This is a genomic window from Parendozoicomonas sp. Alg238-R29 (assembly GCF_947331445.1).
Classification (GTDB): Bacteria; Pseudomonadota; Gammaproteobacteria; order Pseudomonadales; family Endozoicomonadaceae; genus Sansalvadorimonas.
Genome location: NZ_CAMZOG010000050.1, coordinates 1 through 17841, shown reverse-complemented (window position 1 = coordinate 17841; position 17841 = coordinate 1). Strand labels below are relative to the sequence as shown.

Below are 17841 nucleotides of genomic sequence, written 5' to 3'. Positions count from 1 at the left end.
GATAGGAAAGGAATTCCCACCTATCTACGATTTATCTCCACCAGCACAGGCTTTCTTCTCTATGCTGTTGTATATGTTGAAACCATCCCCTCCTATCGGTGCCACCCTGATTGTTGCCGGAACCACCATTGGTGCCGGCATGTTGGCTTTGCCTATTATTTCCCACGGTCTGGGCTTTGGTTTAATGGCTTTGTTGATGTTGCTGACATGGGGGCTGATGGCTATCGCAGCATTGTTCACCCTGGAGGCCAATCTAGCCATTAAGCCGGGTTGCAGCCTGTTTGTTATGGCAACAGAAACACTGGGAGGAGCAGGACGCCTGATAGCGGTATCAGCCATGTTGTTTCTGTTTTACGCTTTACTGGCTGCTTATATTGCCGGTGGCGGAGCTCAGTTAAGCCAATATATCTCCTTTATTGCTCCCGATAGCATTCCTGAGAACCAACTTGGCATAGTGTTGTTTGCCCTGATTTTCGGCACCATGGCTGCAGCGGGAATACGCTATGTGGATATCTGCAACCGCCTGCTGTTCCTGTTCATGCTTCTGGCTTTTTTGGTTGCTTTGGTCTTTCTGTCTCCGGGAACTTCTTTTCAAAAACTGCAATCACTACCCAACTCGCCCTGGCAGGGGTTTGTGATCCTACCGGTCATTTTTACCTCTTTCGGTTACCACGGTAGCATTCCCAGCCTGATTGCTTATGTTGGCCCAAGAAAAAAATTACTGAGAAAAATATTCCTGTTGGGCAGTTTTTTACCACTGCTGATTTACTTGATCTGGCTGGCTATAGCTCTAGGGCAATTGAATGATTCCACTTTGGCCAGCATTTCTGAAAACGGATCTGTATCAGAACTGGTTCAAGCGCTCTCACACAATAAGAGTTCATGCCTGACAACGGCGCTGCATATTTTTACTGATCTGGCACTGATTACTTCTTTTCTTGGAGTAGCCCTTGGCCTTTTTGATTTTGTGCACTCAGCAACCGCTTCCAGCTCTCGACTGAAAACAGCTTTCCTTGTTTACCTGCCGCCGCTGGCTATCGCCCTGCTGATCCCCGACGCCTTTGTTATAGCACTCAGTTACGCAGCTTTGGCTCTTGCTGTTCTGGCTATTCTTCTGCCGACCATGATTCTCAGCAAGTTGCGCCAGAATAGAACCCTTACTCGCCTTCCCGGTGGCTGGTTATTCTGGCCCACTTTGGCATTCGGTGTAGTCGTGTCCTGCCTCAGTCTCCTATTCTCCTGACTACAGCTACCCCCTGAAAACCAGCTACAGATTTTACGCCTACACTTTCTTCTTCCTGAGGAGGAGAGGATTGTATTTTATCGAACTACACGTTGGTTTTATCCCGGGGCCACTCCACATACTAACGACTTGCAAGTATGGACAGCAGATGCGGCTGGAATGGATAGAATTGGCATATAGCACGGCCCGGTAAAACCGGGCCGCAAGAAGATTCAGAAGAACGTTATTTTTTACGGTGCTTTTTACGTTTTTTCCCACCCCGTTTTTGAGGAATCTGTAAAGCCTGCTCCGTCAACCGAACCCAGCCATTGGCATCGACGGTCACAAACTTTTCCAAATCAGTTTCAATATGGTCTGGATTCACCGCAAAATCTTTATCTCTGCCGGGGTGATAATCCCAGAACAGCTCTTCACCTGGTTCAATATCCCTGAGAGAAATAGCCATGACGTGATGATCTTCGGTCACAAACATTTCCAGATTGGGATCATCATTACTATTGGCAAAACGCATGGGGCTTTCATTATCAGCCCCATCTATTCCCATTTCGAGATCCGGATATTCCCCGCACCAAGGGATATCGTCGTCTTCATCTTCATCCACCAGCCAAAGAATATAAGTGTCCTGATTCAGGAAATGAGGCATTCCCTGATCATCTTTCTGCCACATAATATAACGGCCAGTTGCCGGAACCAGCAGGCGGTAGGATTTTACCCCGGTATATTCACCCACGACCCGGCCCGTTGGAATAAAGCTGTGAGTAAACAGTCCGGTACCAGCGCCTTCAATACCGCTTTGCCCGTCTTCCAGATGAAATTCATAATTGGCCAGACGAGCTCGCAATTCAGATACTTCACTCTGCAGGCTGGCGATTTTGTCTTGATCAGAAGCCCCTTGAACGGCTTCACCAGATAGTTGCCCGGCCGACTGATGGCCGATATCGGTATCACTCATGGCTAAACGTCTCAATCCCTTAATATTGTTATCATCAGCCACTGCTTCCCTGCGACTGTTAGTCCAGCTTACCACCTTGTCAGAGGATTAACAGACTATCGTATTTATATTAAATAAGGATAAATATGAATAGCGGGTAAGGGACTATGGATGCTTCACGGCGAATTCATGGGCACCCAGTAGGGCGCCTGATTAAAGATATCAAACAGCATCCTGAGGATTACCGTCTCGGCCAGGGCAAGAAAGGGACTCGCCTGGAAACAAGCACTGGCCTTATTGTCTGGAGAAAAAGAGGTAAGGTCTACACCTGCACCAACAGAGAGGCCAAAAGATATCATGCCGAAAGGCACCAAGCTCAGTTACTGGAGCAGCTCCAACAACAGCCAGCGACAGATCAAAGCAAAAACCTTCTGGACATGATTGCAAAACCGGTACCTCATACAGTCATTTCAGAACATCGCCCCCATCGCAGCTTTCGTCGCGGCACATCTCTCCATTCTTTCCGACATCGCCCAAGACGGCATAGAGCCAAAAAAACACAACGCCATAAGCAACACATGGTGAAGAGAAGCCGTCAATGGCTGGGCTTTATTTCTGGACAAGAACCTAAAGATACTGGTTGCCCACTCAGCTTGCGAAAAATGCTACAAGCCTCTGAATCAGAGTTGGAGAACAATCGCCACTTTATTCAGTGGTACTTCCCAAAGACTCATATCAGTCGCAACCATTTAAAGGCTCCTCTACTCACCCCAGAAATGGTGAACGCTGTACAAACACATCCGGGAATACGACAAAACACTCACCTGATGATCAAACAGATGTTGAACCACTGGGGGATTACTCTCAAAGATGGCAAGTTCATACTAGATAAAAGCCAAAGCAAAAAATACCTCCGATGGCTGCCGTTCCCAGGGTGCCCTGATAATAACCATAATCAGCCGCTTATCAGCCAGATGCTTAGGTTTATGCAGGAATGCCAGATGCCTGAAGTAAAGGCACTTCACGATTTTATCCAGCAAAGACGAGTGGCAAACTATCTACCGCCGAACCCGGAATGGAGTAAAGCTATTGGCGTTAAGTGCCCAGCCTACAAGTCAACGCCAGCACCGACATCTGCGACAGCGACTGCACCGACACTAGCAGCCCCGGTAGCAGCAACAGCGACTGCACCGACACCAGTAGCAACCCCGACAGCAGCAACTGCAACTTCGGCAACACCGTCTACACCATCAAAACGAACACCGGCGTTACATTCATCACCGAAACCACAACCCAAGCCCCAGCAGATAGAAAGAGTTGCCCCGGTCAGGAATCAGACTTTTAATGGCCCAAATATAAGTTATGTCATACCGGTCAAACACGCTGATGGCATAGTACGGCCAACATATGTAGAACCAACAAACTATGAAGTTGTTACTGGGATGTTAAATCTCCAAGGAACTCACCCACAACTTCAAGGCAAGATAAACAATAACCAAATACAGTCGACTAATGGTTGTGTCCGTTTCTACGATCGACGCTTTAATAAAGACACTCACTATCTCACCAACACCTACGTTCATATGCCCCAGAGACAGCCGGTATTTATAATGATTGATGGTTATCCGTACAAGAGTGTGGAGCACTATTTCCAGCACCAGAAGTATGTTCTGGCTTTAAGGGATGATGCAAACCCAGTTCAGGTTCAGCAAGCCCGGCAGGCAATTCTTCAGGCACAGTGGGGTAGGGATGCGTCCAATGCAGGGAAACCGGGAGGCCCCTACTATCACTTGGTTGATCCGGCTAAATGGCACAGAAACAGCCATCACGTAATGTACAAAGCTATTTACGCTAAATTCAAAACAAACCAAGATTTGAAAGCCAAACTTATGGCCACTTATCCTTGCGTAATTATTGAAGACACGGCTAATGATCGGTTCTGGGGTAACAATGGCGATGATACAGGGTTCAATCTAACAGGCCAGATACTGGGGCTGGTTCGCGATCAAATCATGAGAGAAGAAGGGTTTATTCACTAGGGGCGTTCTCAATCAGGCATCGAACTCAGCGCTGCGCCGAGCCCTGAAAACTTTTGGGAATGCTGAGTGCGATATTTCATTATGAACACACCCTAATAGAAACACGTTTCCTTGTAACTAATAGAAACTGTTTTTTTATGCTCCTGTGGTAGAATTGCGGATTATCCTCCTTTCACCTCTTTTCTCCGGGGGCCGCCTTTCGCATGATCACCGCCTACCAACTCCAAGACAACCGTATCGAAATCAACCAACTGGGCCTGAATGATTCATTGCCTGGTGATACAGTATGGCTGGATGTGGTGGAACCGTCGGACGAGGAGCGAAAATGGTTGGACAGTTATTATGTGGAAGAAGTCCCGGACAGTGAAGACTTGAACGAAATTGAAGCAACATCCCGCTTCTATCAGGACAAAGACGGTCTTCATATCACCAGCTTTTTCCCTCACCGCTCAGGCAAGGAAGTTCGTAATACCAGTGTATCCTTCAACCTGCGCCCTCACCTTCTGGTGACCCTTCGCGATGAAGAGGTTGGCTTATTCCGGCTGGTTCGTAACTACCTGAAACGTCAGCATTTCGAGCTGGACTCTCCCATGGTGATCTTAACCGCACTGTTTACTTCGAAAGTTGATTATCTTGCTGACCTTTTAGAAGAAGTTTATGAAAGTCTGGAAGGCATCAGTGAGATGACCTTGCGAGAAGATACCAATGATGAAACCCGTGATCAGGCGTTAAAGGATATTGCCCTCCAAGAAGATTTGAACGGTAAGATTCGTTTGAGTCTTCTGGATAGCCAGCGCTCTCTGCGTTATCTGGTGCGTAACCGCCGTATTCGTATGGCTGACCACCACCAGCAGGAAATTATGGAGATGCTTCGAGACATCGACTCTCTGCTCCCCCATACCGCATTCCTGTTCGATAAAATCAACTTCCTACAGGAAGCTGTGATGGGTTTTATCAATCTTGAGCAAAACAAGATCATCAAAATATTCTCGGTAATGGCCACGGTCTTTATGCCACCAACCCTTATAGCCAGCAGCTACGGAATGAACTTTCATCTTATGCCGGAATTAAGATGGGAATATGGCTACCCTCTGGCAATAGGTTTAATGGTGGTGAGCGGTCTGGGAACATACTTTACCTTCAAGGTAAAAGGCTGGCTGTAAACCAATATCGTCACCTCAAAGAAAAAGCCGCTTCAGGTTAAACCCAAAGCGGCTTTTTCTTAGATAAGTAAACAACCTAGTGACTATAAGTTCTGCGTCTTCTCATTCTCCAGAACAACGCAAATAGGGTTAGAACGGCGGGAACCAGCAATATATTGATCAATTTAAGCTCTGCACCTAAGCGGTCAATTTCCTGATTCAGCTGTAGCTGTACATCTCGCAACTCTTTACGAATACGCAGTTTTTCCTGCTTAAACTTCTCTAGCTCCTGCGCCTGTTCTTCATTCATAACCAGAGCATCCTTACCCTGTTTCTTCATTTGCAGTTCCAGCAGCCTGCTTTCTGTTGCTTGCAGTTGCTGGTTCAGTTCTTCTTCGGTTTTCAGGAAACGAGCCTGAGCCTGACGCTCCAGTTCATCAACTCTGGTAAGAGGTCTTGAGAACTGCCCCTGGCTACGAATGCTGATCAAATCTGCGTTGCCAGCCATATTGTCAGCCATATTGATAAACATATCGCCGTTGTTGGCAAAGGGGTTAGCAATCTGCTGCCCAAAGAATTGTGAAACCTGAACCCACAGTCTATTGGAAAGAACATCAGTATCTGATACCAGAATAATGTTCACTGATTTTTCAGAAACCATGATTTGGGCAGGCAATGTCTTTCCCACTTTTTCTTGCTGCTCTTCCTGCCCGGCATCTCCAGCCATCACATCATCAGTTTCAGAATTACTTGGTTCAGGTACAGGCATCCCACCAGGAAAAGCTGTTTTCACATGTCCTGAAATACGGGCAGCCAACGTGTACCTTTCCCCCGCTGGTTTGAACTCTTTAAACAGAACTTTGGGATCAAACATCATTGGTAACTGTGACGCATCAAGAAGTGCTGACTCAGTACTGGATTCCAACAAAGGTTCGAATGTAACACTGGCGCCTTCTTTCAGCCTTAATGCTCCAGCACTGGCAAAATTCACCGTTTTCAGGTTGCCCGTGACAACATCTTGGGAATTAAAATTATCTTTCCCATAACCGAGAATGCCGAGGTGTCGCACCGGGCGCCCCATGCCACTGCCGACTGAAAGTGCATACTTATCATCAGCGACAAAACGATCCTTAACCATTTCAACGCCCCAGGCACTTAGCAAACCTTCCAGATAGGAAAATTGCATATTGGCTTCCATTCCCGGCATGCCACCACTGCCTGCCGCTTCAGCGTAAGGATCAAGAAATATAAGAGCGTGACCACCACGCAAAACATATTGATCCACAGCGTATCGAGCTTCCGGAGTCAGTTCCGGCAGGATAAGAATCAGAAGGGTAACATCCTGAGGAATCTCTTTCACATCTGAAGCCAGACTCTGCACTTCATAGAGTTTCTCCAGCTGGGAGACACTCATCCAGGGCTGATTTGGCTGGCGGGTTGCCATATTGTAGCCTCCACCATTGACTGGCAGCGCACTGATCATTGCTAACTTGGGCTTGCTGGTTCGGCTTGCACTATAAACAAGATTACTGATGTCATGCTCAAGAAAACGTTCTTTGTCAGGTGAAAGAAAACTAATCACTTCTGTTTTACGATTGGGCTTTTCTTCTGAATCATTATTTTTCTCAGATTTTTTTTCCTCTGAACCTAATGCAACCAGCCCCAAATACGCAGTCTGCCCTGCACGGGAAACAGGAATAGCCTGCAAGCCATAACCAGCGGCTTCATCCTCCTGTTCCGAGAAAGGTTCAGGATCAATAATCTCCAATTCAACTCGACCATTAGAAAGCTGAACATACTCCTGCAACAACTCCTGCACTCTGCGTGCATAGTTACGTATAGGAGGCATACCTTCCGTTTGGTTTTTGGAGAAATAGAACTTTAACGTGATCGGCTCTGACAGGCTTTGCAGGATATTTTCAGTCCCTTGGGAAAGGGTGTAAAGGTTATCCTGAGTCAGGTCGACACGTGCTCCGCGAAACAATGAGGTCACCAGCACAGTTAACCCCAATGCCACAATAGCCAGAATAATCAGGCCAGTTTTAGAAAACAATTTTGAACTCATAGTTTGGCCTCCTCAGTCAGCTTTCTTCATATCAATGACAACCGCAGTTGCTACCAGCCAACTGCCAATCATTATCAGAAAATAGAGAAGGTCCCGAAGGTCTAAAACACCTCGACTCACAGCGTCAAAATGAGTGAGAAAACTCAGTCCGGCTATGGCATCTACAAACATGGCTGGAGCCCATTTCTGGAATGCTTCAAGCACCAGAGGAAACCCGGCTACAACAAACAAAAAACAAACAACAACCGTAAGAATAAAAGCGATAACCTGATTATTCGTTGCGGCTGAAAGACATGAACCAATGGCAAGAAAGCCACCAGCCATTAGCCAACTGCCGATATATCCCGCGAAAATCACCCCGTTATCCGGGCTTCCCAAATAGTTGACTGTCAGCCAGATTGGAAAGGTCAAAGCCAGAGCTATACCTGTAAATGCCCAAGCCGCCAGAAACTTTCCGAGAACAGTCGTTTTTAAAGAAACCGGCAAAGTAAGCAGGAGTTCAAGAGTTCCAGTTTTCCGTTCCTCTGCCCATAAGCGCATACTTACGGCAGGAATTAAAAACAGATAAAGCCAGGGGTGAAAAGTAAAAAACGGAACCAGATCAGCTTGCCGCCGTTCATAGAATCCCCCCAGGTAAAATGTAAATACTCCGGTCAGAATCAAAAACATCACGATAAAAACATAAGCCAGAGGTGTGGAAAAATAACTCCCCAGCTCCCGACGAAAGATCACTGCTATCTGGTTCATCAGGCCACCTCCCTTCTATTTTCTTTCTGGTTATTGGATGTAAGCTCGCGGAACACATCATCCAGGCGCCCACGCTCCTTAAAGATTTCATCTACAACCCAACCCCTCTGCTGGGTTAATTCATGAACAAGAGGCAACAAATCAACATCAGTTTGAGGCAATAATGTGTAACGCCCAGTGTGGTCAGGACTGACCTCAACAGCAGAAACTCCTGCCAGCGAACTGAAAATTTCCAGTGCCTCGTTTTCATTGACTTGGTCAAGCATAAGAGTGACCGCACGATGATAGCGGGACTGGCTCTCAAGCTCTGAAGGTGTCGCATCAGCAAGAACACGCCCTTTGGCAATAACCACCGCCCGGGTACAAACTGCCGTAACTTCTTCAAGAATATGAGTAGAAACAATGACGATTTTGTCTTTCGCCAAACTACGTATCAGCTCACGCACCTGATGCTTTTGGTTAGGATCAAGACCATCTGTAGGTTCATCAAGAATCAGGATTTTCGGGTCATGAAGAATGGCCTGAGCAATCCCTACACGTCGCTTGTAACCTTTGGACAAAGTATCAATCGGCCTGCCAGATACAGCACCCAAATCCAACAGCCGCACGACTTCTTGAATACGCTGCTCTTTGACTGGTTTTTTTATTCCACGAATGTCTGCAATAAAAGAAAGAAACTGAATCGCGGTCATATCACCATAAGCGGGTGCACCTTCAGGCAAATAGCCGATCAACTCTTTGGCTTTGACAGGGTCCGACTGCACATTGTGGTCAAACAGTGTAACCCGCCCACTGGAAGGCTTAATAAACCCGGTAATCATTTTCATGGTGGTTGATTTACCCGCCCCATTCGGACCGAGAAAACCGAGGACTTCCCCCGGGCTCACGTTAAGGCTGATACCATCGATGGCGACAACCCCATCGAAGGCCTTTTGCAGATTTTCAATTGTTATCATCTATCACAGATCCGATTTTTATTAGCTGAACCCTTCAAATCCTATAAAACTTAGCGTTTATTTCTACGCTCGCAAGTTCATCATGCAGCGGACTCTGTGACAGTGATATGTAAGGGTTTGTTCCCCGCAAACGTGATAGAAATGTTTCTGTATGAAGGTGGTAAGCCAAGGCAGGAATTTTCACCAACCTCCCTTATTCTTAAGAAAGGCCAGATTCTGAAATCTTTACGGGCATATCCTGCAGAGTTTTCTGTTATCTTTGAGTTACCTTATTTTGGGTATCACTCAGGACGTCACGGACAAGGGATAAAAGACATTAATGTCAACCGCAGTCAATAAAACCAGAGTTCCAGTCACCCAGTTGACTGCCCGCCAGCCAGTGAAAGAGCTGGGCTTCAAGAGTACTGATGAACTGGAAGCATTCGCTGGCATTCTCGGGCAGGAGCGAGCGGTAACAGCCCTGCGCTTTGGTGTGTCCATGCAGCGGGCTGGATACAATATTTATGTAATGGGAGATTCTGGAACCGGAAGAACCTCCTACGTACGTCATTATCTACAAGGTGAAGCCGAGGGGATGGCAGCCCCGGAGGATTGGGCTTATGTGAATAACTTTGATAATGCCCGGGAACCTTTAGTTCTTCGTCTCCCTGTAGGCACGGGAACAGAGCTTCAAAAAGACTTCACTCATCTGGTTGATGAGCTGATGGATACTTTTCCTGCTGCATTTGAAAGCCCATCTTACCAGCAGAAAAAAAGTCTTATAGAGCGCAAGTTTAATAAGAGTTACGACAAGGCGATCGAAGTTGTAGAACAGGAAGGTATTCGCCGAAATATCTGCCTTTTCCGGGAGCAAGGCTCCCTGACCTTCGCCCCCATGCACGAAGGCAAGCCCATGGACGAAACAGAGTTCGCCCAGCTGCCTGACCGTAAGCGCAACAAATTCAATAAAGATATTGCAGCACTGGAAACCCTTCTAAACGAAGAACTGTCAGAGCTCCCTCAATGGAAGCGCGAGTCCAGTGAAGAACTGCGTCTGCTGAACTATCAGGCTATAGATAAAGCCCTTGAACCTCTGCTCAAGCCTGTGCAGAAAAGCTACGGCCGCTATGCCGGAGTTTCTGAATACCTTGAGGCAATGAAAACCGACCTTCACAAAACGGTAGTGGAGCACCTTGCCGATGAGCGCGGCATTGAATTCAAGGAAGATGCCGGCAAACGCAACCTGCTTCGGGATATGTATGTTCCTAACGTTGTTGTCGCTCACAAAAATGATGATCATGCACCGGTTATTTTTGAAACACACCCCAGTTACCGCAACCTGTTTGGCCGTATTGAATACACGACCGAAATGGGTGCTTTGTTAACCAGCTATCGTCAAATCTGCCCAGGCAGCCTGCATCAGGCCAATGGCGGCTACCTGGTTCTGGAAGCTGCCAAGCTTCTGGAAGAACCTTTTGTCTGGGAAGCACTAAAGCGGGCCATGAAGGAGAAACAACTAAAGATTGAATCTCCTGCCAGTGAAATGGGGCTGGTGAATACCATTACCCTGAACCCTGAGAATATTCCTCTGGATGTAAAGATTGTTCTTTTGGGTTCCCGACAGATTTACTACCTCCTGCAGGAACTGGATGCTGACTTCCATGAGATGTTCCGGGTTCTGGTAGATTTCGATGGTCATCTGGAACGCACGCCAGAAACCATTTCTGCTTTTGCCCGTCTGCTGCATACCAGAGCAAGTGATGAAGGTTACCCTGCTCTCACAGCGCAGGCTGTGGCTCGCATGGTCGAGCAAAGTTCACGAATGGCTGAGCACAAGTCTCACCTTTCTGCCCATATTGGCGATCTGTTTGACCTGTTGGCAGAGGCCGACTTTATTCGCCGGGACAGTCGTAGTCGCAAGATCACCCACAATCATGTAGATAAAGCGCTGGAAGCCAAGGCGGAGCGCACCAACCGGGTCAGCAAAGAAATTCTGAAAGAGATGCTGGAAGGTAGTGTGCTGATTGATACCGAAGGCGAAGCCGTTGGCAAGATTAATGGCCTGACTGTTCTTTCTATTGGCGATACCAGCTTTGGTTCTCCTGCCCGAATTACCGCAGCCGTTTACCCTGGCTCTCAGGGTATTGTCGATATTGAGCGGGAAGTACAGCTTGGCCAGGCGATTCACTCCAAAGGAGTGATGATTCTTACCGGTTATCTGGGCGCTAAATATGCCCAGAAATTCCCTCTGGCCATCTCAGCCAGTCTGGCGATGGAACAGTCTTACGGTTATATCGACGGTGACAGTGCCTCTCTGGCAGAACTGTGCTGCCTGCTATCTTCCCTGACAGATGTTCCCATCAAACAGTCATGGGCAGTAACCGGCTCCATGAACCAGCATGGAGAAGTGCAGGCTATTGGTGGTGTGAACGAAAAGATTGAAGGCTTCTTTGACCTTTGTGAAGCACGAGGCTTAACCGGAAATCAGGGTGCAATTATCCCACAAGCCAACGTCCGCAACCTGATGTTAAGCGAGCGGGTTCTGACAGCTGTTAAAAAAGGCGAGTTTGCTGTGCATGCGGTTTCCCATGTTGAAGAAGCACTGGAAATTCTTACCGGCATGAAACCGGGCGCATTGAACAGCCGAGGGAAATATCCAAAGAACAGCCTGAATGAACGGGTTCTGAAGCGCCTTATGGAGATTGCCGAACTTTCCAAAGAAAACAACTAACCTCAACAGCCTACACTTCTCTGCGCCTTGAATATTTCAGGGCGCTTACATCTAAAGGACATTCCAATGCTGAAGACAACGACCCCTTCTGTAGAAGGTCGGAGTATTTCCGAGTACAAAGGTGTTGTAGTTGGCGAAGCCATTGTTGGTGCCAATATTTTTCGTGACCTGTTTGCCTCCATTAGGGACATTGTTGGCGGCCGCTCCGGCGCTTATGAAAAAGAACTGGCAAAAGCTCGTGAAGCCGCCTTCCAGGAACTTGAAGCCAGTGCACAAGAGCTCGGTGCAAATGCCGTAGTAGGTATCGACCTGGATTACGAAGTTGTTGGCGAAAAAGGCAGCATGCTGATGGTGAGCATTAGCGGAACGGCTGTGATTATGAGCTAGGTTCGATCATTTCTGAGAGAACATACCTGACTAAAGTCGTACTTCCCTGAAAAAGAAAACCCCGGTTCGGGGGATCGAACCGGGGCTGAATTTTTTGGTTTCGCCACACACTAACAAAACCAAAATACCAAACACACACAAGGAGATTGCGAGGGGATAAAGGATCGCTTTATCGCCCTCTCATATACTCAGACAGTGCTTTCCCAAAAAAGTTCCCAGAAAAATGAAAAAATATTATTTATTTTCACTTTTCTCTTCGCCTGGCTGTAAACACGCTTGGGAATACTGGGATCGACAATCTAACATCAACAGAACTCAGGGCTAATACAAAAGTCGTACTATTAGGGGGAACCTTAAATCATTCTGACCGGTAAACGACGCGGCCCCCATACACCTGGCTGAGCTTCAAATACTCCAGAAAGTTTTTCCCCACACCCTGTACAGCATCCCTGACTATCCAGCTGCCACTCTCCCAGACTATACCAGTCTCTTTCAATCAACAGTTGCCCACACTTTGCACACCATGTGCTGCCGCCATTACTGTCGTGTACATTACCCGTGTATACGTAGCGCAAGCCATTTTTCTGCGCGATATTTCTGGCTCTTGTCAAGGTACTTGCAGGTGTTGATGGATGATTCATCATTTTCCAGTCTGGATGAAAAGCAGTGAAATGCAACGGAACATCAAAACCAAGATGCTCCTGAATCCACAATGTCATCTCATCGAGTTCACGGTCACTGTCGTTTTCACCAGGGATTAACAGTGTCGTGATCTCAAGCCAGACATCAGTTTCATGCTTAAGGTACTTCAGAGTTTCAAGAACAGGTGCCAGAGAACCTCCGCAAATATTCTTGTAGAAAGTTTCTGTAAAAGCCTTCAGATCAACATTGGCAGCATCCATATGGCTGAAAAACTCAATCATAGGCTTTTCACAGATATAACCCGCAGTGACGGCAACAGATCTTATATCTCGCTCTTTCGCAGCAATTGCCACATCCCGGGCGTACTCCAAAAAAATCACCGGATCGTTATAGGTAAACGCCACACTTCTGCATCCCATGTCAACCGCACGCTCTGATAACTGTTCAGGCATTGCCTGAACAGCCAGAGTATCCATTTCCCGGGATTTGCTCATATCCCAGTTCTGGCAGAATTTACAAGCGAGATTACAGCCAGCAGTACCAAAAGAAAGAACAGGGGTGCCGGGAAGAAAATGATTCAGAGGCTTTTTTTCTACAGGATCAATACAAAAGCCGCTGGAGCGGCCGTAGCCAGTCAACACAATGGCATTATTGTGTCTGGCCCTGACAAAGCAAAGCCCCTGTTGCCCTTCCCTCAGCCTACAGGCCCGGGGACAGGCATCACACTGAATACGACCATCATCAAGTTCGTGCCAGTATTCTGTTGGCCAGTAATCAGGAGAGTTCTCAATCATTTGAGAAGTACACAAGCTACTCATAATCAACCTCCCGCCAGATCTGCTCTGGTGAGGTGAATCCGTGGTACCTATAATTATACAGCTTGGGAATAGGATTTAGACTATGTCTGTACGCCAGCCCGCTGTAGCCGGTTCCTTTTATCCGGCCAATAAAACATCTTTGAAAGACACAATTGCCAGCCTGCTGGCTGATGCTTCTACAAGAGATTTATACTCCCGTATTCTTGTTGTCCCTCATGCCGGTTATATCTATTCCGGTGCAATTGCTGCTTCAGCTTATAAATTACTCGAGCAATACCCTCACCCCATTGAACAGGTAATTCTTCTTGGGCCTTCTCATCGAACACCTTTACACGGCTTAGCATTACCGGACAGCTCTGTATTTCATACACCTTTGGGCGCTATCGAAATCAATACCGAGTTAGTGGAACAGCTTCTGCCATTGAGTCAGGTTCAAGTGCTGGAAGCTGCCCATGAGCTTGAACATTCTCTGGAAGTGCAATTGCCATTTCTTCAGGTGTGCCTTAAAAACTTTAAGCTCCTGCCTCTGGTTGTTGGCGAAGCTGACTCTATTGCAGTTTCTGAAGTCCTGGAAACAGTCTGGGGGGGATCGGAAACGCTGATTATTATCAGCACAGATCTTAGCCATTTTCATAGCTATGACGAGGCCAAGGTTATTGATCAGAATACCGTAAATGGCATTGAGGCACTTGATAACACCTTAACCGGAGAACAAGCCTGTGGCTGCCGCCCTCTAAACGGCCTTCTTACTCTGGCTCGTGAAAAAGATCTTAAGGTAGAAACTCTGGATATCAGAAACTCTGGAGATACTGTCGGCAATCATGATCGTGTTGTTGGCTATGGTGCTTTTGCACTCCTCTAAATGGCTACACCAATAATTGCTACCCCAACAGCAAAGAGATAAATCGTCGTGTATACAGACAACCAAAAGAAGATACTTCTCGACCTTGCCAGTCAAAGCATCAAGTTGGGATGCCAAGGATTAAAAGCCGAAGATATCAATCCAGATACGCCAGAAGAGAGTTTTCTTCAGGAGATACGTGCCTGTTTTGTCAGCCTTCATAAAGGTCATGATTTGCGTGGCTGCATCGGTTCTCTGGAAGCTTACCGGCCATTACAAGACGATGTTATTTCAAATGCCCAGTCTGCAGCTTTTAAAGACTGGCGTTTTGCTCCTGTCACCGAACAAGAACTCAACGTTTTAACATTGGAAGTCTCTGTTTTAAGCCCAGTAAAACCCATGCAGGTCAGTAATGAGGCTGATCTGCTACAGCAACTACAGCCTCCTGTTGATGGATTAATTATCGATGATGGATTAGGACACAGAGCAACATTCTTGCCCCAAGTCTGGGAACAACTTCCAAAAGCTGAACAGTTTCTCAAACACCTGAAACGCAAGGCGGGGTTGGCAGAAAATGAATGGCCGGAAAGCATGCAGTGCTCTCGTTATCACTGCGAAGCCTTCCAGCAAATACCAAGCTAGCAGCCAAGTAGGTCACTAAAACAAGTAGGCCGCTAAAACAAGTAGGCCACTAAAAATAGTCGGAAGCCTTATTCACTGGCGTCCATTTGCCTTTATTCATTACTGGTCCCATTTCGTAACCATTGGGTGCTCCGGATGGTTTCTCAAGAGTGATAACCAATGGTGAATTCTTTAATGCCTCTCTCCATTCTGAGCTAATGGTCACTTCATTCCTACCCATCTTGGGTAGAATACCCAAAGAAACCGGCTCGCGCCCGGCAACCATCAACCAAAGCTCACACACTTTGCCATCAGGAAGAGACACTGGTTGCACAGCTTCCACATAAACCTTATCCCTGTTCATAGAAGCATTAACAATCCACTCTGTCTGTTCACTTGGCCCCTGAACCACGTACACATAGTCCATGCCGTTACCTGGAACACCACTCTGAAACCAGAGTACAACAGTGAAAACAACTGCCAAAGCCATACTGACACTGGCGCTCTGCCAGAATCGCAGATTGCTCCAGAAAGATTCTGGTTTGGTAGCCTTGCTCACTTCCTTCCAGACTTTGGCAGGCGGCTGCTGAGGAACAAGATTTTCATTAAGAATATTCAGATGTTCCTGCCAGTTGCGCACATCCTGTTGTGCGTCATGGCTGGCAGCCAGCAACGCTTCAAACCGAGCTTTTTCTGTCTGCGGTAAAAGCCCAAGAACATACTCCGCAGCAGCTTCGTTACGATCACCAGGATCGCTTAAATTCCACTCAGACATGTCCTTAACCTCGCTAAACCTCTTCTTATCCAGGTTTTCACACTGCCCAGAGGAAACTCCAGCTGTTCAGACATTTCCTGATGGGTTAATCCTTCAAAATAAGCCAGCTCAATGCAAACCCGTTGCTGGTCAGACAAGTCCGCCAGACACTTATGCATATTGGCACTATTCCGGGATAGTGCCAGCTGCTCCTCGTGCCCGGGGGCTGTGTCAGCAATCTGGTGAATATGATCATCATCACTGACCTCCTGAACTTTTTTTCGCCTCAGCATATCCAATGCCTGGTTGCGCACAATTGTGTTCATCCAGGTCATAGGACGCGCCTTGGTAATATCGTAACTACCTGCGTTTTTCCAGATTTTGATATACGCATTCTGCAAACAATCCTCAGCCTGCTCTCTGTCTTTCAGGATACGCAGGGAAACCGAAAACAGATTCGCAGAGGTGATGGAATATAGTTTTTGCAGAGAACCATGTCGCTCATGGGCACACCCCTCAAGATGCTGCACAAGCTTTTGATCTTGCCCAGTGTCGGAACTCATTCTTGTTATCTAATCGTTAAAAAAGCTGGGGCAATCATAACACGAGGAGGAAAGTTAAGAAGGTGAAGTAACAATCAGAAACTACAGTTTTTCAATAGCCTGACGTACATCGCGAAATGCGCTGGAAATTTGCTCTGCCAGAACAGGAAAATCTGAGGTTTTATCCTGACGGCCATCCCTTTCCAAAGTGTCAGCAATCTCAGCCAACTCTGAGGCGCCTACAACGAAGCAGGAACCTTTTATGCGGTGAGCGAAGCTGGCGACATCTCTGCTATTAGAGGCAGCCAAGGCATCCTGGAGGTTCTGCATGTCTTCCTGAGTTGTCTCTATGAACTTCTGCAGCATATCCATCATAAGAGCCGGGTCATCGCCAACAACGTCTTTCAAAACATCCAGATTCAGCACAACCGTCTCCATAGCTTACAGTCAAGATCAGCAAAATACAGTCTGTCTATGCACTATAGTCAGCAAACGGGATCAGGATATGCCGGAAAGGTAGCCTTTCCAGTCAAATGCAGGGCCGGGGTCAGTTTTACGACCAGGGGCAATATCTGAGTGACCGGTAATCGTATCCGGCGTCAACTTCGGGTACACATCCATCAAAAGCTTTGTGACCTGCTGAAGGGCCTTATACTGCGCGGATTCATAAGGAACATCATCGGCTCCCTCAAGCTCTATGCCTATGGAAAAGTCATTGCAGGCTTTCCTGCTCTGCCATGATGAAACACCGGCATGCCAGGCCCTTTCATCGAAGTTCACAAACTGGGTAATGGAGCCATCACGGGAAATCAGCAAGTGAGCCGAAACCTCCAGATTACAGATCTCTGGAAAGGTCTCATGCGCTTGCGGATCAAGGCAGTTAGTAAATAAATCACGGATATAAGAACCACCAAAATGGCCAGCAGGCAGGCTGATATTGTGAATCACCAACAATTCTATTTCTGCATTTTCTGGGCGTTCATTAAAATTGGGGCTGGGCCAGTGTTCAACATTCTGGCTTTCGGTTACAACCAGCCAGCCATCAACAATTTTCATAGAGAGGAATAAATTTTGAGTTAACTAAAATAAGAATATCCCAAGGATGAGGGTTCATGCACGAAGGAAGGTTAAAAATTCATCTGGTGATCTTTTAATTACTTGAAATTTTCAAATACCGATTGCAGTACTCTGTCAAAAACGAGGTCATTACCTGAATTCAAAGCTGAGGCGCTGCAACTGGCAGAAAAACCAGTGTAGCTTCTGCGGCAAAAGATATTCTCTCGCAAGTTCATTAGCTGATCCCATGGGCACGACATGAAAGCCAGTCTGATCTGTGATGCTTTGAGCATCACTACTGTCCGGTTAAGCATAAACCAGCTCCAGACTCCCCTGATTCTGGAGTA

General features: G+C 47.0%; 16 protein-coding genes. 7 read left to right on the top strand and 9 right to left on the bottom strand.

Features of this window, described 5'->3' with window-relative positions; all coding sequences use genetic code 11:
- The first annotated feature begins 73 nt into the window (after positions 1 to 73).
- Entirely contained in the window at positions 74 to 1243 is a 1170-nt protein-coding gene (locus QMA35_RS13270) for an aromatic amino acid transport family protein (RefSeq protein ID WP_281647634.1), read from the top strand.
- A gap of 223 nt (positions 1244 to 1466) precedes the next feature.
- On the opposite strand, the gene QMA35_RS13265 is transcribed toward QMA35_RS13270, so the two are convergent.
- Positions 1467 to 2237 (bottom strand): SET domain-containing protein-lysine N-methyltransferase, encoded by a 771-nt coding sequence (locus QMA35_RS13265; RefSeq protein WP_281647633.1) that lies wholly within the window; start codon positions 2235 to 2237, stop codon positions 1467 to 1469.
- Between the two features lie 104 nt (positions 2238 to 2341).
- On the opposite strand from QMA35_RS13265, the gene QMA35_RS13260 reads away from it, so the two are divergent.
- Together QMA35_RS13260 and corA are read left to right on the top strand one after the other, a co-directional pair.
- Positions 2342 to 4213 carry an NADAR family protein gene (locus QMA35_RS13260; RefSeq protein ID WP_281647632.1) on the top strand — a complete coding sequence of 624 codons (1872 nt, stop codon included), beginning with the start codon at positions 2342 to 2344 and terminating at the stop codon, positions 4211 to 4213.
- Positions 4214 to 4416: 203 nt separating this feature from the next.
- Positions 4417 to 5376 carry a magnesium/cobalt transporter CorA gene (gene corA / locus QMA35_RS13255; RefSeq protein WP_281647631.1) on the top strand — a complete coding sequence of 320 codons (960 nt, stop codon included), beginning with the start codon at positions 4417 to 4419 and terminating at the stop codon, positions 5374 to 5376.
- Between the two features lie 76 nt (positions 5377 to 5452).
- Here corA and QMA35_RS13250 read toward each other — a convergent pair whose 3' ends face one another.
- From QMA35_RS13250 to QMA35_RS13240, 3 genes are read right to left on the bottom strand one after another with little or no spacing between them, the layout of a single operon-like run.
- A complete protein-coding gene (locus tag QMA35_RS13250; protein WP_281647630.1) occupies positions 5453 to 7420 on the bottom strand; it encodes a Gldg family protein in 1968 nt (655 codons plus the stop codon).
- A gap of 12 nt (positions 7421 to 7432) precedes the next feature.
- A complete protein-coding gene (locus tag QMA35_RS13245; protein ID WP_281647629.1) occupies positions 7433 to 8167 on the bottom strand; it encodes an ABC transporter permease subunit in 735 nt (244 codons plus the stop codon).
- The gene (locus tag QMA35_RS13240; RefSeq protein WP_281647628.1) at positions 8167 to 9123 is read right to left on the bottom strand and encodes an ATP-binding cassette domain-containing protein; all 957 of its coding nucleotides are present in this window, start codon (positions 9121 to 9123) and stop codon (positions 8167 to 8169) included. Before QMA35_RS13240 ends, QMA35_RS13245 begins: the two co-directional genes overlap by 1 nt.
- Before the next feature lie 319 nt (positions 9124 to 9442).
- Between QMA35_RS13240 and QMA35_RS13235 the strand changes: the two genes are divergently transcribed.
- A complete protein-coding gene (locus tag QMA35_RS13235) occupies positions 9443 to 11833 on the top strand; it encodes an ATP-binding protein (protein ID WP_281647627.1) in 2391 nt (796 codons plus the stop codon).
- Positions 11834 to 11899: 66 nt separating this feature from the next.
- Positions 11900 to 12220, top strand: coding sequence for a heavy metal-binding domain-containing protein (locus tag QMA35_RS13230; protein ID WP_281647626.1), 321 nt, complete (start codon positions 11900 to 11902; stop codon positions 12218 to 12220).
- 353 nt (positions 12221 to 12573) lie between these two features.
- Here the strand turns inward: QMA35_RS13230 and amrS are convergent, their stop codons facing one another.
- The gene (amrS, locus tag QMA35_RS13225; RefSeq protein WP_281647625.1) at positions 12574 to 13680 is read right to left on the bottom strand and encodes an AmmeMemoRadiSam system radical SAM enzyme; all 1107 of its coding nucleotides are present in this window, start codon (positions 13678 to 13680) and stop codon (positions 12574 to 12576) included.
- Between the two features lie 82 nt (positions 13681 to 13762).
- Here amrS and amrB point away from each other — a divergent pair, with 82 nt between their 5' ends.
- Both amrB and amrA read left to right on the top strand, forming a co-directional pair.
- Positions 13763 to 14542, top strand: coding sequence for an AmmeMemoRadiSam system protein B (gene amrB, locus QMA35_RS13220; RefSeq protein WP_281647624.1), 780 nt, complete (start codon positions 13763 to 13765; stop codon positions 14540 to 14542).
- 48 nt (positions 14543 to 14590) lie between these two features.
- On the top strand, positions 14591 to 15163 hold the full coding sequence (gene amrA / locus QMA35_RS13215) for an AmmeMemoRadiSam system protein A (RefSeq protein ID WP_281647623.1): 573 nt from the start codon (positions 14591 to 14593) through the stop codon (positions 15161 to 15163).
- 49 nt (positions 15164 to 15212) lie between these two features.
- On the opposite strand, the gene QMA35_RS13210 is transcribed toward amrA, so the two are convergent.
- From QMA35_RS13210 to ampD, 4 genes are all read right to left on the bottom strand, one after another.
- Positions 15213 to 15917 (bottom strand): anti-sigma factor, encoded by a 705-nt coding sequence (locus QMA35_RS13210; RefSeq protein ID WP_281647622.1) that lies wholly within the window; start codon positions 15915 to 15917, stop codon positions 15213 to 15215.
- Entirely contained in the window at positions 15899 to 16459 is a 561-nt protein-coding gene (locus QMA35_RS13205) for a sigma-70 family RNA polymerase sigma factor (protein ID WP_281647621.1), read from the bottom strand. The genes QMA35_RS13210 and QMA35_RS13205 overlap by 19 nt, the downstream gene beginning before the upstream one ends.
- Before the next feature lie 81 nt (positions 16460 to 16540).
- Complete coding sequence (locus QMA35_RS13200; protein WP_281647620.1) at positions 16541 to 16864, bottom strand: Hpt domain-containing protein; 324 nt, start codon at positions 16862 to 16864, stop codon at positions 16541 to 16543.
- Positions 16865 to 16936: 72 nt separating this feature from the next.
- Positions 16937 to 17494 carry a 1,6-anhydro-N-acetylmuramyl-L-alanine amidase AmpD gene (ampD, locus tag QMA35_RS13195; RefSeq protein WP_281647619.1) on the bottom strand — a complete coding sequence of 186 codons (558 nt, stop codon included), beginning with the start codon at positions 17492 to 17494 and terminating at the stop codon, positions 16937 to 16939.
- Positions 17495 to 17841 lie beyond the last annotated feature (347 nt).

Bases quoted from the DNA above. Each gene is read 5' to 3' on its own strand.
- ampD (WP_281647619.1), bottom strand. From the start codon at position 17,494: ATGAAAATTGTTGATGGCTGGCTGGTTGTAACCGAAAGCCAGAATGTT.
- QMA35_RS13250 (WP_281647630.1), bottom strand. From the start codon at position 7,420: ATGAGTTCAAAATTGTTTTCTAAAACTGGCCTGATTATTCTGGCTATT.
- QMA35_RS13240 (WP_281647628.1), bottom strand. From the start codon at position 9,123: ATGATAACAATTGAAAATCTGCAAAAGGCCTTCGATGGGGTTGTCGCC.
- QMA35_RS13270 (WP_281647634.1), top strand. From the start codon at position 74: ATGTTGAAACCATCCCCTCCTATCGGTGCCACCCTGATTGTTGCCGGA.
- amrS (WP_281647625.1), bottom strand. From the start codon at position 13,680: ATGAGTAGCTTGTGTACTTCTCAAATGATTGAGAACTCTCCTGATTAC.
- QMA35_RS13210 (WP_281647622.1), bottom strand. From the start codon at position 15,917: ATGTCTGAGTGGAATTTAAGCGATCCTGGTGATCGTAACGAAGCTGCT.
- QMA35_RS13230 (WP_281647626.1), top strand. From the start codon at position 11,900: ATGCTGAAGACAACGACCCCTTCTGTAGAAGGTCGGAGTATTTCCGAG.
- QMA35_RS13235 (WP_281647627.1), top strand. From the start codon at position 9,443: ATGTCAACCGCAGTCAATAAAACCAGAGTTCCAGTCACCCAGTTGACT.
- QMA35_RS13260 (WP_281647632.1), top strand. From the start codon at position 2,342: ATGGATGCTTCACGGCGAATTCATGGGCACCCAGTAGGGCGCCTGATT.
- amrB (WP_281647624.1), top strand. From the start codon at position 13,763: ATGTCTGTACGCCAGCCCGCTGTAGCCGGTTCCTTTTATCCGGCCAAT.
- QMA35_RS13245 (WP_281647629.1), bottom strand. From the start codon at position 8,167: ATGAACCAGATAGCAGTGATCTTTCGTCGGGAGCTGGGGAGTTATTTT.
- QMA35_RS13205 (WP_281647621.1), bottom strand. From the start codon at position 16,459: ATGAGTTCCGACACTGGGCAAGATCAAAAGCTTGTGCAGCATCTTGAG.
- corA (WP_281647631.1), top strand. From the start codon at position 4,417: ATGATCACCGCCTACCAACTCCAAGACAACCGTATCGAAATCAACCAA.